The organism is Streptomyces sp. JJ66, assembly GCF_019303495.1.
Classification (GTDB): Bacteria; Actinomycetota; Actinomycetes; order Streptomycetales; family Streptomycetaceae; genus Streptomyces.
In genome coordinates this window covers 244,669-259,917 of the sequence record NZ_JAEVFI010000001.1, presented here as the reverse complement: position 1 = coordinate 259,917, position 15,249 = coordinate 244,669, and the positions used below count along the sequence as shown (strand labels likewise).

Here is a 15,249-nt window from a genome sequence, read left to right as displayed (position 1 = left end):
ACCATGTCGCTGATCGATCTGCTGGCCCGTCTGCGTGAGCAGGACGTCCACCTGCGGGTGGAGGACGGAAGACTGCGCTACAGCGCACCCTCCGGAGGTCTCTCCGAGGAGCTGCGCGCCGGGATCACCGCACACAAGGGTGAGCTGATCGCCTTCCTGACAGCGGGCGCCACCACCGACGGTCCGCAGCCGGTGCCGCGCACCGCGGACGGCACCCTCCCCGCCTCCCCGGTCCAGGAGCGGCTGTGGTTGCTCGACCGGATGGAACCGGGCAACCCCACTTACCACATGCCCGCGGCCGTCCGCCTGACCGGAACTCTGGACCCCGAGCTGCTGGAGCGGGCCGTCAATCGGATCACGGCCCGGCACGAGGTGCTGCGCACCTCTTTTGAGGATGTCGGAGGCCGCCCCCGCCAGCGTGTCCATGCCGAGCGGCACGTCCCGCTGGTCCGGCACGACCTGCGCGACCTGCCGGATGCGGAGCGTGCCGCCGAGGTGGAGCGGCGCTCCGAGACGGAGGCCACCGCCCCGTTCGACCTGGCCCGGGACAGGCTCATGCGCACCACCCTGCTGCGGACCGGTGAGGACGAGCACATCCTGCTGCTCACCCTGCACCACATCGTCGCCGACGGGTGGTCGGTGTCCGTCCTGGCGAACGAACTCGCGGCGCACTACCGGGCACTGACCGAAGATCGCCCGGCTGACCTCCCGTCCCTGCCCATCCAGTACGGGGACTACGCCGCCTGGCACACCCAGTGGTTGGACGGTGAGGAGTGCGCCGCCCAGCTCGGCCGCTGGCGCGAGCGGCTGGGTGGCGAGCTCCCGGACCTCGCCCTGCCGCTGGACGTGCCCCGCCCAGCCGTCCGAACCTTCCGCGCGGGCCGCGCCGAGCGCATCGTCCCCCCGGAGACCGCCGAGGGTCTGCGGCGGATCGCGCAGGAGTCCGGGGCCACCTTGTTCACCGTCATGCTCACAGCCTTCAAGGTGCTGCTGCATCGCCTCAGCGCCCAGGACGACCTCATCGTCGGCATCCCGGAGGCTGGCCGCACACGGTCCGAGATCGAACCGCTCGTCGGCTGCTTCGTCAACACCCTGGCCCTGCGCAGTGACCTCTCCGGCGACCCCGCCTTCCGCGATCTGCTCGGGCAGGTACGGGACACCGCCTACGACGCCTACGCCGACCGCGACCTGCCGTTCGAACGCATCCTGATCGACCTCCAGCCCAAGCGACGGCTCGACCGCACGCCGATCTTCCAGGTCTTCTTCAACATGGTTCCGTTCGTCGAGCAGCGCCTGGAGCTGCCCGGCTTGACCGCACGGTTCCTGCACGTACCCGATGCCGGCGCCAAGTTCGACCTCACCCTCTACGCGGGTCTCGACGGCCGCGCGCTCACCCTTGTGCACAACGCCGACCTGTTCACCGAAGAGCGGGCGGAGCATCTGCTCGAGGCCTACGTCGCCCTGGCCGCGCAGATCGCGGCCGACCCCGGCCGCACCATCTCCTCGTACAGCCTGGTCACGGAACGGGCTCGCGCGGTGCTGCCGAACCCCTCCCTGCCGCTCGCGGTCACCTGGAACGAGAGCCTCCCCGAGGCGTTCGCCGAGCGGGCACGCACCACGCCGGACCGCATCGCCGTCGAAGAGCGGGACGGCTCCTGGACCTACGGGGAACTCGCCCGAGGCGCCCACTCGCTGGCGCACCGGCTGCGGGCCGACGGGATCGCACCGGGCGACGTGGTGGCCCTGTACGGACCGCGCGGTGCCGAACTTGCCTGCGCCATGCTCGCCACCCTCGCCGCAGGGGCCGTCTTCCTGGTCCTGGACACAGCAGAACCCGCCGCCCGCGTCACCGGACAGGCGGCCCTCGCCGCTCCTCGCGGCCTGGTGTGCACCGGCGGGGCCGAGGCCCCGACCGAACTGCTGGAAGCGGTGCGCGCCACCGCCGTCTCCTGGCCCGCGCCGCCCGGTCGGGAAGAGGCTGACCGGCGGCCCGTCGGGCCGCCGGTCACCGAACTCGGCCCGAACTCGCCCGCCTACCTGGCATTCACCTCGGGCTCCACCGGCCGCCCCAAGGCGGTGCTCGGCACCCACGGCCCGCTCGCGCACTTCACGGACTGGTTCGCGGATGCCTACGGCCTCACCGCTGACGACCGCTTTGCACTGCTCTCGGCCCCCGGCCACGACCCGATGCTGCGCGACATCCTTGTGCCGCTTGCCCTCGGCGCCACCGTCTGCGTTCCCGACCATGCCTCGCTGCCCGGCCGGTTCGCCGAGTGGGCCGAGGAGCGCGGCGTTACCCTGGCCAACCTCACCCCGGCCACCCTGGAGTACCTGCTGGGCGGTCGGACCGCCGCGCGCACCGTCCCCGGCCTGCGGTACCTGTTCTTCGGCGGTGACCGGCTGCGCGGTCATCACGTCGCCCTGGCCCGGTCGCTCAACCCCGGTGTGCGCTGCGTCAACTTCTACGGCACGACCGAGACGCCCCAGGTGATGAGCGCCTACCACGTACCGGTCGGAGGACCGGCGGTCGAGATCCCGCTCGGCCCGGGCACCCCCGGTTCCCAGCTGGTCCTGCTCAACGCCGCAGGCGAACAGGCCGGCGTGGGCGAACTCGCCGAGATCCACATCCGTTCCCCGCACCTGTCCGCCGGCTACCCCACGGACCCCGGGCTGACCGCCGCCCGCTTCCTGACCAGCCCGGTCACCGGGGAGCCGGAGGACCGCTGGTTCCGCACCGGGGACCTGGGCCGCTACCAGCCCGACGGCACCGTCCGCTTCTGTGGCCGTGCCGACCGCCAGATCCAGATCCGCGGCTTCCGGGTGGAACCCGCGGAGGTGGAGGCCCGGCTGCGCGAGCACCCCGGAGTCGCCGACTGCGTGGTCCGAGCCGAAGCCCCGGACGGAGACGACGGCGCCGAAGGCACGGAACTCCGCCTGGTCGCCCACTGGATCCCGGCCGAGGGCCCCGCACCGACCGCTCGTGCGCTGCGCGAGCACGTGGGTGAAGTGCTGCCGGACCACATGGTGCCCGCGGCCCTTGTCCGGCTCGACGCCCTCCCGCTGCTTCCCAACGGGAAGACCGACTTCGCGGCGCTTCCTCCAGCCCCGCCGGCCGAGGGGGACGCGGACGAGCCGTACGTGGCCCCGGCCACCGAGGTGGAGAAGACTCTCGCGGCGATCTGGGAGGAGGTCCTCGGCGTTGACCGGGTCGGCCTGAACGACGACTTCTTCGCCCTGGGCGGCCACTCCCTGCTGGCCACCATGGTCACCCACCGGGTCCGGGAGGCGCTCGGCGCCGAGATCGCCGTCCGGGCGCTGTTCGAGAACCGGACCGTCGCGCGCCTGGCCGGGCTTGTCGAGCGGCAGGGCGACGCGGCCACCGTCGGCGCACCGGGCCCCATCCTGTCGGTGGCACGCACCGAGGCGGGCCTGGACGACCTGCTGAATCAGCTGGGCGCCCTGACGGACGGGAAGGGCTGACCGATGCGCTGGACCGAGAAGCTCGCCGCCCTCACTCCGGCGGACCGCGGCCGGCTGGGCCGCCTGGTGGAGCAGGAGGGAAGTGTCATGAACCTCTTCCCGCTCTCCTACACCCAGGAGTGGGTGTGGTGGAACAGCCGGTTGAAACCCGCGTCGCCGATGTTCAACGTCTCCGCCACTCTCCGGCTCGACGGCCCCCTCGACGTCGCCGTGCTGGACCGGGTGCTCCGCGAGATCGTCACCCGCCACGAGATCCTGCGCACCGGCTTCCACGTCCTGGGTCGCGCCGCTGTCCAGGCAGCCGAGGAACCCCCGGCCGGACCGATGGTCACCGAGCACGACCTGCGGGAGGTGCCGGCGGACCGGCAGCAGGCGGAACTCGTCAGCCTGGTCGAGCAGGAGCGGACGAGACCGTTCGTGCTCGCCGAGGGCCGGCTGCTTAGGGCCCTGCTGCTGCGGACCGGCGAGGAAAGCGCGGTACTGGCCCTGACGACACATCAGATCGCCTTTGACGACTGGTCCATCCGCGTGCTGGTGAACGAGGTGGGCGAGCTCTACACGGCGTTCAGGGCTGGGCGCCCCTCCCCGCTGAGCCCGCTGCCGGTGCAGTACTCCGACTTCTCGCTGTGGCAGCGCCGGTGGATGGACGAGGCCAGGATGGAGGCCGAGTTCGGCTACTGGGAGTCGCGGCTGAGCGGCCTGCCCGCCCTCCTCGACCTGCCGGCCGACCTGCCCCGCCCCGCCGTCCGCTCCTTCCGCGGGCGAGTCCTCGAACTCCACCTGGACACGACGGTCAGCGAGCGACTGCGCGCCCTGTGCCGGGAGTCCGGGGTGACCACGTACATCGCTCTCACGGCCGTCCTCCACCTGTTGCTCGGCCGGGCCACCGGGCAGCCCGCGTTTGCCCTCGGCACGCTCACCGCCTACCGGACCCGTCCTGAGGTGGAGCACCTGATCGGCGACTTCGGCAACATGATCTCGGTGGTGGTCGCGCCGCAGAATCCGGCGGCCACCTTCCGGGACTTGCTCGCCGCCACCCGTGCCGCCGTCCTGGAGGCGCAGGAGCACGCCGACATGCCCGCACACCGCATCACTGGGCGGCTACGGCCGCGGCGCGAGGAGAGCCACAACCCTGTCACCCAGGTGATGGTCCTCAGCGTGCACGCGAGGAACTCCGTTGCCGGCGCCGACCTTGGAGAGTTGCGCGTTGACTTCACCCGCGTCGGCGAGCCCACGGCGTCCAGCGCGTTCGACATCGAGGTCCGGCTCGTGGAGAAGCCGGACACCCTGGCCGTGCAGTTCGTGCTCGCCGAGGACCTGTTCACCGAGGCGGGTGCCGCCCGCCTGGTGGCCCAGTACGAGGAACTGCTCATCGAGGCGCTCGACCGCCCCGGGGCCGAGACCGCCGACTTGGCTGTCCCGGCCCGCGTACCGCCTGCCGCGCGGGCCGGCACCCCGGGCGGGGCGGTGGAGGGGGACACCGCACGGGACGTGGCCGCGATGGTGCGCCGCGCCGCGGAGCTGCGCCCCCACGACACTGCCCTGGAGACCCCGGCGGGCCGTGTGACCTACGGGGAGCTGTGGCAGCAGGTTGCCGAGGTGCCGCAGGGCTCCCCGGCCGACGGCCCACTGCCGCTCAAGGCCGTGGCACCCACCACCGAATCCGCCGTCCGCCTGCTCGCCGCGCTCCGTGACTGCCGGGACGTCGCCACCGGGACGGGACCTGGGCTGGAGCCCGCCGTGCTGGCTGCGCTGGCCCGTCTCTGGGCCGGCCGCTGCCAGGCCGGGCCGGGCACCCGGTGCCTGGCCGCCGCTCCGCCCGGCACCGTGTCCGTTCTACTCCAACTGCTGATGCCGCTCTCCGCAGGGGCGACCGCCGTCACCCACTCGGGTCCTGCGGGCACCTGGCCGGTCGACGGAGTGGACGTCGCGGTCCTGCCGGCCGATGTCCTGCACCGGGTCGCCCCCGCGGACGCGGCCAGGCTCCGCACCCTGGTGGTCACCGGTGAGCACGGCAGGCTTCCGACCCTGACCGGCCCTGCGGCCCCGGTGGTGCTGCGTGCCGTGGGGCCCGCCGGCCTCTCTCTGTGGCCGGTCCCGGCCGGTCCCGACCGTGGCCGCGGTCCGGCGCTGGCTGCGGCCCCGCAGGGCTCCGCTGACGCCACCGCCCCGCTCCAGCCCGCTTTGTGGCCCATCGACGCGACCGGGCGCCGGGCGCTTCCGGGCGCCGTCGGCGAACTGCACGCGGCGGGGCCGGCGGTCCCCGGCGGCGCGTGTACGACCGGACTGCTCGCCCGCGAGACGGCGGACGGCGGTCTGGAACTGCTCGGCGACCGGGCCGACCAGCGGATCGACGCGGCGGGCTACACCGTCCGGCCCGCCGAGAGCCGCTGGGCCCTGACGTCCCTGCCCGAAGTGGCCGACGCCCGCGTCTGGTTCGACACCGACGGCGTGCTGACCGCCCGGGTCACTCCCCGCCTCTCGGACGACGGCATCAGTGCCGCCCTGGACACAGCGGCACTGACCAAGCGCTCGCGCACCCTGCTCCCCGGGTACCTGCGCCCTGCCGCGCTGGTAGTGGAGCCGCCGGCCGGCGGGCCGCGCCCGCATCACTGAACGACGTCCAGGAAGAACTGGTGAGTGTAATGAGCAAGGCCGACCACGGCGGTGGCACACGCCCCGCCGCATTCGACCCGCGCGACTGGATCGTGCTCCGCGGAGTACGCGAGCACAACCTGCGGATCGAGGAGCTGGCCGTGCCGCGGCACGGGGTGACGGTGTTCACCGGCGTCTCGGGAAGCGGCAAGTCCTCGCTGGCCTTCGACACGATCTACGCCGAGGGCTATCGCCAGTACCTTGACAGCCTGTCCGCATACGTGCGTCGCAAGCTGCCCAAGGTCCCCAAGCCCGCGGTGGAGTGGATCAGCGGCCTGAGTCCGACCGTGGCCATTGAGCAGCGGACCATCAGCCGCAACCCCCGGTCGAATGTGGGCACGATCACCGAGATCTCGGACCGATTGCGCCTGTTGTACGCCCGTGCCGGGCGGCACGAATGCCGCGGATGCGGGCAGGATGTCCATCCGCGTGACGTCGCCGAGCACCTGCGAGCCCTCGCGGTGGCCGCCGCGGCCGGCCCGCTGGAACTGGTGCGGCCCGCCGCCGAGGCGGCCGACGAGCTGACGGCCGAACGCGTACTGCTTCTCCCGGCCTGCCCGAACGACGAGGAGCTGGCCCGAGCGCGGCAGGTCATCGAGGCCGCCCACCGCGAGGGGAGCCGGCTGGTCGCCCTCCGGGACGGCCGTCAGATCCGCCACCTGACGGGCGGCTGGATCTGCCCCGCCTGCGGGACGGAGGTCCGGGCCACATCCTCGCAGTGGTTCACGCCGAACTCCCCGGCCGGGATGTGCGAGGACTGCCAAGGGCTGGGCTTCACCTACCGGGTCGATCCGGGCCTGCTGGTCGGCGATCCCGAAGCCTCCGTGCGCTCCGGCGCGCTGACCTTCTTCGGTGACCGCACCCGCAGCAAGAAGACCTGGTGGCCGCTGCGCGAGCTGCCCACCGTGCTGGAACGCGCCGGCGCCGGACTGGATACGCCCTGGCACCTGCTCCCCGAGGGCGTGCGGGAGCTGGTCCTCAGCGGCTCCACCGAGCGCCCCCTGCCCGAGCCGCTCACCCGAGAGCTGGCGGCCAAGCCCTTCGACGGTCTGACCCAGCACCTGGAGCGGCTGTTCCGGGAAGCTGACTCGCCCGAACGCAAGTCCTTCTACCAGGCGTTCATGTCCGCTCACGGCTGCACCGGCTGCGGCGGTACCCGCCACCATCCCGAGGCACTTGCCGTGCGCTTGGCGGACCTGAACATCGCCGAGGTGAACGCGCTGCCGGTCGCACGGCTGGTCGAGTGGCTGGCAGCGGTGCGCGCCGAGCTCGCCCCGACCTTCCTGGCCGACCTGGCCGAGGAACTGCTGGCGCAGATCGGCACCCGGCTGACCTTCATGCTCGACGTGGGCCTGGGATACCTCTCGCTCGACCGCGCGGCGCCCACCCTGTCCGCAGGCGAGGGCCAACGGCTCCGGCTGGCCCGGCAGCTCGGCTGCGGCCTCGTCGGCGTCACCTACGTGCTGGACGAGCCGTCCATCGGGCTGCACGCCCGGGACAACGCGCGGCTGATCGCCCTGCTGCGCCAGCTGGCCGACGCGGGCAACACGGTACTGGTCGTCGAGCACGACCAGGAGACCATGGAGTCCGCCGACCACCTCGTCGACCTGGGGCCGGGCGCGGGCACCCGGGGCGGGACGGTGATCGCGGCGGGCCCCACGGCCGAGGTGATCGGCCACCCCAGCTCTCGGACCGCCGCATACCTGCGTGGGGAGCAGGTCGTCGGCTCCCCCCGGGCGGCCCGGCGGCAGCCCGGCGACGCCTGGCTGACCATCCGCGGGGCACATCTGCACAACCTGCGCGGGGTGGACGCGGCCCTGCCGGCCGGCCTGCTGACGTGTGTGACCGGGGTGAGCGGCAGCGGCAAGAGCTCCCTGATCACCCGTACCCTGCAGCCAGCCCTGGAGCGGGCGCTGAGCCGCCGACACGCTCCCACCGGGCCGTTCACCGAGCTGACCGGCTGGGAACAGTTCAGCCGGGTGGCCACGGTCACTCAGGAGTCCATCGGCGCCTCCTCCCGCTCGACGCCGGCCACCTATGTGGGCGTGTTCGACGAGATCCGCAAGCTCTTCGCGAAGACCGACGAGGCCGTCCGGCGCAGATGGTCCACCGCCATGTTCAGCTTCAACACCGACAGGGGCGGTCGCTGCGACCGGTGCGCGGGTAAGGGCACCATCCGCGTCGAGATGCTCTTCCTCGCGGACTTCTCGATGCGCTGCCCCTCCTGCGACGGCCTCCGCTACCACCCGCGGGTCCTGGAGGTCACCTGTCGGGGACGGAACATCAGCGAGACCCTTGACCTGGAGGTCGCGGAGGCGCTGGAAGTGTTCCGGGACGTGCCGGTGATCGCGCACTCGTTGGGGATGCTGTGCCAGGTGGGACTTGGCTACCTCCGGCTCGGCCAGGACACCACCACCCTCAGCGGCGGCGAGGCCCAGCGGCTCAAGCTCGCCCGGGAGCTGATGGGCCGTGGCGACGGCCGAACCCTCTACCTGATCGATGAGCCGACCACCGGGCTGCACTTCTCCGACGTGGAGGTGCTGCTCGGTGTCGTCCACGACCTAGTGGACCTGGGTAACACCGTGGTGGTGATCGAGCACAGCGTCGAGTTCGCCGCGTCCTGCGACTGGATCGTCGACCTGGGGCCGGGTGGCGGGGAGCACGGTGGGGAACTGGTTGCCGCCGGCCCGCCGGATGAGGTCGCCGCCCACCCCAAGAGTGCCCTGGCGCCCTATCTGGACCGCCAGCTCCACGTCATGTCGAGCAGAGGAGGCCACCATGCCGAAACCGAGCGCTGAACCGGTCGTCGACATCGTCACCGCCTTCGGGCGGTGGGTGAGCCGGGAGCCCGGGCGGCCCGCGGTCACCGGCGAGGGGCGTACCTGGACGTACGGCGAACTGGGAGCGGCGGCCGACCGCATCGCCGGGCGCCTGCGGGTGTTGGGCGTCGGGGCGGAGAGCCGGGTCGCCGTTCTCGCCGACCGCACCCCGGAGATGCTCGCCGCCCTCCTGGGCATCCTCAAGGCGGGCGCCGCCTACGTCCCGCTGGACCCGGCCTATCCGGCCGACCGGATCGGCTACATGCTCAAGGACTCCAGCGCGGCGGCCGTGCTGGCCGAGCGGCGGCACGCCGGCACGCTGGACTACGACGGTCCGGAACTGGTGCTGGAGGAACTGGTGGAGGTCGGGCCAAACGGCCCGACCCCCGCCCCGTCCGGCCCGGCACTCGGCGGACAACTCGCCTACGTGATCTACACGTCGGGGTCCACCGGTCGGCCCAAGGGGGTGCTGGTGCCCCGGGCGGCGATGAGCGAGTTCATCACCGCGGCGGCGGCCTTGCTGGGGCCGGTTGCCGCCACCACCATGGTGGCCACCTGCCCCATGTCGTTCGACCTCTCGGTGTGCGATGTCTTTGTCCCTCTCCACGCGGGAGGCCATGTGATGCTCGCCCAGGACGTGTTCTCCCTGGTCGAGCCGGACAGCTGGGTCGCCGGGGACGCGGTGTGCGCGGTCCCCTCGGCCCTCGCGCAGATGGTGGCCCTGGGGGGGCCGCCGCCGCGGATCAAGGCGGTGCTCACCGGCGGCGAGGCCATGCCCAGGGCGCTGCTCGCCGAGCTACGGGCTCGCGGGGTGAGCGAGGTGTTCAACATCTACGGGCCGACCGAGACCACTGTCTCGGCGGCTGCCACCCTGCTCGACTGGGACGACGAACTCGTCTCCATCGGGCGGCCGCTGCCGGCGGTCCGGGCGTATGTGCTGGACGAGGAGCTGCGCGAGGTGCCGGACGGCACTCCGGGCGAACTGTTCGTCGGCGGGGCCCAGGTCGCCCGCGGCTACCAGGGGCGCCCTGGGCTGACCGCCGAGCGCTTCCTGCCGGACCCGTTCTCCGGCGAGCCGGGCGCCCGGATGTACCAGACCGGGGACCGTGTGTGCCGGCGCCCTCGAACCGGCCTGCTGGACTACTTCGGGCGACTGGACGCCCAGGTCAAGGTGCGCGGCTTTCGGGTCGAACTAGGCGAAGTAGAAGAGGCGTTGACATCCTGCCCGGGTGTCGTACAGGCTGCGGTGGTACTCCGTGACGATCTTCCCGGCGGCCCGCGCCTGCTGGCGTACACGGCCCCCGCCGGCCCCACCGCACCGACCGGGGCGCAACTGCGGGACCACCTCAGAAGCAGCCTGCCGGAGCACATGGTGCCCAGTCAGTTCGTCCAGCTGGACGAACTGCCCCTCACGCCCATCGGCAAGCTGGACCGGAAGGCGCTGCCCGCGCCGGCCGGGCGTCGCTCACGGGCCGAGGTGTTGCCTGGCCGGTGACCCGCAGTGAATTCCGAAAGACCACGGAGAATCCAATTCATATGTGTCGGACGAGCGGAATATGATAGGCTCGCGGCATACGGACCACGGCTCAGAACGAAGTTCCAGGGGCCTGTTGGAGGTTGAATACCGGTGCGCCTTCTCGCGATCGAACGTGACCAGTTCGAGGACCGGTTGAGAAGCATCTTCGGGCCGCAGATAACTCCGGTCGAGGATTCTTTCGACGTTATTCAGAAATTCAAAGACGGGTCGTTCGCCATGGGACATATAGGTCTTATGCTCTATGCGAACGGATACAATCTACGGGGTGCCAGCAGCAAGCACCCGAACGGGCTCGTCTACTACGACGGATCCAATATTTTCGGGGTGGGATACTTCAGCAAGGAAGGGCACGTCGCCAAACACCTCCACATCGTCGCCCCGAAGGGGCCTTACCGGGTCGAGGCGGTGCGCGGGTTCATCGGCGCGGTCCGCGCGGCGGGGCTGGCCAAGGAGTCGGTGTACGTGCGGCACCTGTCCGCAGGGGACCGCGACGCCTTCCTGGCTGCCGGATTCACGGGAATCGAAGCTGATCCGTGGCACCTGGGCGCCCCGGAGGAGGACGAGACCTACCCCAACCGCGTCTACTATCTGGACGAGCTGTTCGAGCGGGACCCGGACGGCAATCTTCGGGTGGCCAAGCTGGCGGGCGAGGAGCGTCGGAAGTACAAGAACAAGAACAAGCTGGCCTACCAGCGGTTCCAGAATTTCCTGGAGCGCAATCCGCACCTCTCCTTCGAAATCGAGCCGTACTGTTATTCTGGGTCCGAGAAGGAAAGTGCTCGAAGTGTGGTGGAGGGTTATTTCCAGGCCCGTCGCGAACAGGGTGCTGTTGTCGGTTCGACGCCCGAGGACTATTTTGCCGTTGTTCGCAAAAAGCCAGGTGGCGATAACGAGTGTGACTACTTCTCCTATCTCGGAAACATTGTCACCGAAGACGGTGACAAGTTCCCCGCGATGTTCTTTGCGGGCGAGCGGATCAGTGAGCGCCGTGCTGCCCTGTACTGCACGATGACGATGCGATTCCGGGAGCGGCTGACCGGCCTCTTCAAGGACAGCACCGGATTCACCGCGATTCCCCAGTACGCCTGGCTGAACGTGTTCCGGCTCATGTGGGAGCAGGGGATCCGCGAGGTGGACGCTGGCGGTTCCGAGGTCAAGGGCCTCGACGACCAGAAACGTCAACTGGGTGGAAAGCCGGAGAAGACCTTCTGGGTCGTCGGGGCCGCCACCGGCGACTCGTCGGCCGCCTGATGTGACCCGAGTCGAAGTCGAGGGGCCAAATGATGGAGTCAACCATGTCCAATGCGGACTACGACGTCTGCGTCGTGGGACTGGGGTACGTCGGCGTCACGCTCACCGCGGCCCTGCTGAAGACCGGCAAGAGCGTACTGGGCTACGAGTACAACAAGGCCGTCGCCGAGGACCTCGACGCCGGGGTGCTCCAGCTCGCCGAACCCGGTGTCGAGGAGGTCATCCGCGAGTCCGGCGGCAGCCGCCTGCGGGTCACCTCCGAACTCGGGGCCGGACCGCTCCCGCCGGTGGTCATCATCTGCGTCGGCACTCCGATCGAGGCCGGCGGCACCGACCCCGACCTGCGGCACCTGCGGGCAGCGGTGGAGACCATCGCCGAGGGGATCGACGAGCGGACCCTGGTGATCGTCCGCAGCACCGTACCGGTCGGCACCACCCGAAAGCTGGTGCTGCCCTTGCTGCGTCGCAAGGTCGCCGATCCGCTGGTCGCCTTCTGTCCCGAACGGACCATCCAGGGAAAGGCGTTGGACGAGCTGCTCTCCCTGCCGCAGATCGTCGGCGGCATCAACGACGAGGCGGTGCGCCGTGCCACCGAGCTGTTCGCCTCGCAGACGCCCACGGTGGTGCCGGTCTCCTCTGTGGAGGCCGCCGAGATGATCAAGTTGATCTGCAACTGCCACACGGACCTGATCTACGGATTCGGCAACGAGGTGGCGCTGATGGCCGAGAAGCTCGGCCTGGACGCGGTGGAACTGATCAAGAGCGCCAACTTCGGCTACCCGCGGCCGGACCTCAGTCTGCCCGGGTTCGTCGGCGGCAGCTGCCTGACCAAGGACCCGTACCTGCTGATGTACGCGCTCCGGCCACACGACCACACCCCGGGCATGATCGCCGCGGCCCGGCAGCTCAACGAGTCGCTTCCGCGCCGGATCGGCGAGCGGGTACTCGCCGCGTTGTGGGAGCGCGGCTGTGACCCCGCGGGCGCCCGCGTGCTGGTGTCCGGTTTTGCCTACAAGGGGCAGCCCGAGACCGACGACCTGCGCGGTGCCGCGTATGAGGGCCTGCTGGAACTACTGCGCGGCCGGGTCGGTGAGATCGTCGGCCACGACTTCGCGGTCCCGCGCGAGCGCATCACCGCGCTCGGTGTACGCGCGGTGGACCTGGCCGAGGGCTTCGAGGGTGCCCATGCCGCCGTGGTCCTCAACAACCACCTCTCCTACCGCGACCAGGATCTGGACGCGCTGGTGGCCACCATGCAGCCGCCAGCCGTGGTCTACGACACTTGGCGCGTCCTTCCCGCCACGTCGAACGTAATGAGGCTCGGCCATGCGTAAGAAGATCCTGATCACGGGCGGTGTCGGCTTCATCGGCCTGCACCTGGCCCGCCGGTTGGCCGACGAGCACGACGTCACCGTCGTCGATGACTTCAGCCGTGGCCGCCGGGACGCCGAACTGGATGAACTCCGGTCCAGGGTCACCCTGCTCGCCCACGACCTGACCACTCCGCTTCCCGCCGGCATGCCGCGCGACTTCGACGAGGTCTACCACCTCGCCGCCGTCGTCGGCGTCGTCTACTCGAACGAGGAACCGCAGCGGGTGCTGCGCACCAACCTCCTGTCCACCATCCACGTGCTGGACTGGTTCAAGGACCTCAACGGGGCCACCCTCTGCTTCGCCTCGTCCAGCGAGGCGTACGCCGGCAGCGTCACGGCGGGCGTGGCCCCCGTACCGACGCCCGAGGACGTGCAACTGGTCGTCTCCGACCCGACCGTGGCCCGCTCCTCGTACGGCTTCAGCAAGATCGCCGGCGAACTGCTGTGCCGCAACTACGCCCAGGCGTACGGATTTCCGCTGCGGATGGTCCGCTTCCACAACGTCTACGGGCCCCGCATGGGGTACGAGCACGTCATCCCACAGTTCATCGAGCGGCTGCTCGGAGGCGCCGACCCGTTCGAGATCTTCGGTGGCGACCAGTTCCGGGCGTTCTGCTACGTCGAGGACGCGGTGGCGGCCATCGTCGCGCTGACTGCCCTGCCGACGAAGGAGACCCTCCTGGTCAACGTGGGCAACGACCGCGAGGAGATCCGGATCGACGAACTCGCCCACGTGGTCTTCGACGTGGTGGGCCGCCACCCGGAGCTCGACGTCCACCCCGCCCCGCCGCTCTCGCCGGAGCGCCGCGTCCCGGACATCTCCCTGTTGCGCTCCCTGACCGGCTACGAGCCGCGTACCGACCTGCGCGAGGGCGTCCGTCGCACTCACGAGTGGTACCTCGCCGCCCGGGAGCGGCGGACATGACGCGGGTGCGGGTTGTCCACCGAGGCTACGTCCCGGCTCGTGCCGGCGCCGAGGTGATGGCCCAGTACCTCGCCGAGTCGCTGCGCAGGCGCGGCCATCACGTCGGGCTCTACTGCACCGGCATGGACGAGGAGTCCAGCCGGTGGATGGCCTCGGCGGGTGTCGAGGTGCGCGAGCTGCCGGCCGCGGCCCCGCCCGAGGACAGGCCCGATGTGGTCCACGCTCTCGACTGCGTGTGGCCGGACTACCCGCAGGCCGCGCTTCGGCTCGCTCGGGAGTGGCAGGTGCCCTTTGTCTTCACACCGGCTTCGGCCCCCGGTGTGTGGCGGGACCGGCCGGCCGTCTTGGAGGTCGCCCGGGCTGCGGACGCCGTCTTTGTGCTCACCGAGACGGAGCGCGCGGTGTTCGCCGACGCCGGCGTCCCCCCGTCGGCCCTGCACCTCATCGGTCAGGGGCCGCGGCTGAGCAGCACCGCACCCGACGGCGCGGCCTTCCGGGCCCGGCACGGCGTCAAGGGACCGATGGTCCTGTTCGTCGGACGCAAGATGCGCTCCAAGGGCTACGAACTGCTCCTGCGGTCCGCGCGGACCGTGTGGGCGGACCACCCCGAAACCTGGTTCGTGTTCGCGGGTCCCGAGTGGGACGAGGACTGTGCGGAGGTGTTCGCAGCCCACCGCGACCCGCGGATCCTCGACCTGGGCCTGGTCGACGAGGCCGAGAAGGCCGATGCCCTCGCCGCCTGCGACCTGCTCTGCCTGCCCTCCACCGTGGACGTCTTCCCGCTGGTCTTCGTCGAGGCGTGGGCCAGCGGGAAGCCGGTCGTCTCCGCTGACTTCGCGGGGAGCGAGGAGGTTGTCCGGCACGGTGTTGACGGCCTGCTGTGCGAGCCGACTCCCGACGCCGTCGCGGCGGCCGTGGGCCGACTGCTCGCCGACCCCGCCGGGGCGGCCGCGATGGGCGAGTCCGGCCGGGCCCGTGCCGGGCGGGAACTGGGCTGGGAAGCGGTCACGGACACGGTCGAGGCCGTGTACGCCAGTTTCACCGCGCAGCCTCCCGGCCCTTCCTAGGCCGTACCCCGGCGGTCCGGCACGAACAGGGACCGCAGGGGGCGCCCGCGCATGCCTCCCGGTGGCCCCGCTGCCGGCGCCATGCGCCGTGCCCGATGCACACGCACGCGGCACCCGATCGAAACACCGCGCACCACCGGCG

Annotated in this window: 8 protein-coding genes; all 8 read left to right on the top strand. The window is 71.1% G+C overall.

Features of this window, described 5'->3' with window-relative positions; translation table 11 throughout:
* The first annotated feature begins 3 nt into the window (after positions 1-3).
* Complete coding sequence (locus JJV70_RS01120) at positions 4-3,480, top strand: non-ribosomal peptide synthetase (protein WP_219045579.1); 3,477 nt, start codon at positions 4-6, stop codon at positions 3,478-3,480.
* 3 nt (positions 3,481-3,483) lie between these two features.
* Entirely contained in the window at positions 3,484-6,096 is a 2,613-nt protein-coding gene (locus tag JJV70_RS01115) for a condensation domain-containing protein (protein ID WP_219045578.1), read from the top strand.
* A 29-nt stretch (positions 6,097-6,125) separates the two neighbouring features.
* Positions 6,126-8,933: an excinuclease ABC subunit UvrA gene (gene uvrA, locus JJV70_RS01110; RefSeq protein ID WP_219045577.1), complete on the top strand. Its 2,808-nt coding sequence runs from the start codon at positions 6,126-6,128 to the stop codon at positions 8,931-8,933.
* Positions 8,914-10,449 (top strand): amino acid adenylation domain-containing protein, encoded by a 1,536-nt coding sequence (locus JJV70_RS01105; protein ID WP_219045576.1) that lies wholly within the window; start codon positions 8,914-8,916, stop codon positions 10,447-10,449. Before uvrA ends, JJV70_RS01105 begins: the two co-directional genes overlap by 20 nt.
* 132 nt (positions 10,450-10,581) lie before the next feature.
* On the top strand, positions 10,582-11,742 hold the full coding sequence (locus JJV70_RS01100) for a hypothetical protein (RefSeq protein WP_219045575.1): 1,161 nt from the start codon (positions 10,582-10,584) through the stop codon (positions 11,740-11,742).
* A gap of 44 nt (positions 11,743-11,786) precedes the next feature.
* The gene (locus tag JJV70_RS01095) at positions 11,787-13,076 is read left to right on the top strand and encodes a nucleotide sugar dehydrogenase (protein ID WP_257573121.1); all 1,290 of its coding nucleotides are present in this window, start codon (positions 11,787-11,789) and stop codon (positions 13,074-13,076) included.
* Positions 13,069-14,040, top strand: a complete 972-nt coding sequence (locus JJV70_RS01090; RefSeq protein ID WP_219045574.1) for an NAD(P)-dependent oxidoreductase — start codon at positions 13,069-13,071, stop codon at positions 14,038-14,040. The genes JJV70_RS01095 and JJV70_RS01090 overlap by 8 nt, the downstream gene beginning before the upstream one ends.
* Entirely contained in the window at positions 14,037-15,107 is a 1,071-nt protein-coding gene (locus tag JJV70_RS01085) for a glycosyltransferase family 4 protein (RefSeq protein WP_219045573.1), read from the top strand. The genes JJV70_RS01090 and JJV70_RS01085 overlap by 4 nt, the downstream gene beginning before the upstream one ends.
* The last annotated feature ends 142 nt before the right edge of the window (positions 15,108-15,249 follow it).